This is a genomic window from Nocardia noduli, from assembly GCF_019038455.1.
GTDB classification, from domain to species: domain Bacteria; phylum Actinomycetota; class Actinomycetes; order Mycobacteriales; family Mycobacteriaceae; genus Nocardia; species Nocardia noduli.
The window spans coordinates 1-1,289 of record NZ_JAFMPL010000238.1 but is presented as its reverse complement, the minus strand read 5'-3'; the positions used below and the strand labels follow the sequence as shown (position 1 = coordinate 1,289).

Sequence of the window (1,289 nt, the reverse complement as noted above, 5' to 3'; positions counted from 1 at the left end):
CCGCACCCGCCGCGGCGATACCCCGACGAGAAGCCAACACCAGCGACCGCACACCCCGCACACCCACCAGATGCCGGGCCAGGATCCGACCCAAACCACCGGTACCACCGGTCACCACCACAGTCCCCTGGTTGGTATCTGGCGTGTCCGAGACCACGGGCAGTGTCGAGACCACGGGTAGCGTGAGGACGACCTTGCCAATGTGACGGGTCTGGCTGAAGTATCGGAAGGCCTCGGGTGCCTGCCTGATATCCCATGCTTGGATGGGAATAGCTTGGAGTTCGCCGTCATCGAACCTAGCGGTGAGTTCGGCGAGCATCTGTTGTATTCGGTCTTCCCCGGCCTCGAACATGTCGAAGGCTTGATAGATCACCCCGGGATACTGGGTAGTGATCGCATCGCTGTCACGCTTGTCGGTCTTGCCCATCTCGAGGAAGTGGCCCCCGCGCGGTAGCAGTCGCAGCGAGGCGTCGACGAAATCCCCGGCCAGTGAGTTCAAGACGATGTCCACCCCGTGACCGTCGGTGGCCGACAAGAATTCGCCTTCGAAGGTCAACGTTCGCGAATTCGCGATGTGCTGGTCATCGAACCCTATGCTCCGCAACACATCCCACTTGCCACTGCTGGCAGTTGCGAATACCTCCAGGCCCCAGCAACGTGCTAGTTGGATCGCGGCCATTCCTACGCCGCCGGTCGCCGCGTGCACCAGCAGGCGATCCCCAGGCTTTGCATGAGCAAGGTCCATGAGCCCGTAGTAGGCCGTCAAGAACACGACCGGTACCGCTGCGGCTTGGGCGAATGACCACCCCACCGGCATGCGCACGACCAGTCGATGGTCTGCGATCACGACCGGTCCCACTCCACGGCCGACCAAACCCATTACCCGATCGCCGGCACTCAGACTTTCGACGTCTGCACCGACCTCGACAATGACTCCTGCGAGCTCCGCGCCCACCACAGCGTCGCCATCGGGGTACATGCCCAGCGCGATCAGGACATCCCGGAAGTTCAACCCGACAGCCCGCACAGAGATCCGCACCTGCCCCGCCGCCAGTGGCTGATCCGGCAAAGGATGACTGACCAGGGCCAAACCATTCAACGTACCCTTATCCACAGCGGCGAGCTGCCATGCCCCAGCGTCGGGCATCACAAGAGTCCCGCGCCCTGGTACACGGGTCAGTCGTGGAGTGTGGGCGATATCGTCGCGGATAAGGACCTGAGGCTCCCCTACCGCCACTGCCAGCGATACGATCCCGGCCAGATCGGTGGTGTCGGTGTCGGTGTCGGTG

At 63.0% G+C, this 1,289-nt stretch carries 1 protein-coding gene; it reads right to left on the bottom strand.

Annotated elements, in window-relative coordinates; translation table 11 throughout:
• A partial coding sequence (locus JZ792_RS41150; RefSeq protein WP_216918401.1) for a zinc-binding dehydrogenase occupies nt 1–1,289 on the bottom strand: 1,289 nt, incomplete at both ends.